The following is a 282-nucleotide window of genomic DNA, read 5'->3' as shown; positions in this document are numbered from 1 at the left end:
CCTACGGCGGCTCCTCGGGGAACAACGGCCAATACTCGACCTCGACCAGCACCCGCCGGGTGCCGATCCTCACCGTCGACGACCTCGCCAACCTGCCATTGTGGCGAGTCGTGATGTTCAACTCCAACGCCCGCCCGGTCATAGCGGACGCGTTGCCCTGGTTCCGCGACCGGAAGTTGAAGGCCCTCATCGAGCGCGGCAAGACCACCCCCTCGACGGCTGCTCCGGCCGCCTCACCGCTGGAGGTGGCAGCTCGTGGCTGACGATGACCTTGACACCATG

Annotated in this window: 1 protein-coding gene; it reads left to right on the top strand. The window is 66.7% G+C overall.

All coding sequences use genetic code 11. From position 1 onward, the window contains the following. Positions 1–263: hypothetical protein (locus AC1RPN_RS08905; protein WP_481763829.1), on the top strand; the 263-nt coding region annotated here is incomplete at its 5' end. Positions 264–282: the final 19 nt, after the last annotated feature.

Source organism: Dellaglioa sp. CoH-57-MRSF-20 (genome assembly GCF_056781955.1).
This window is presented reverse-complemented; position numbering and strand designations above follow the sequence as displayed.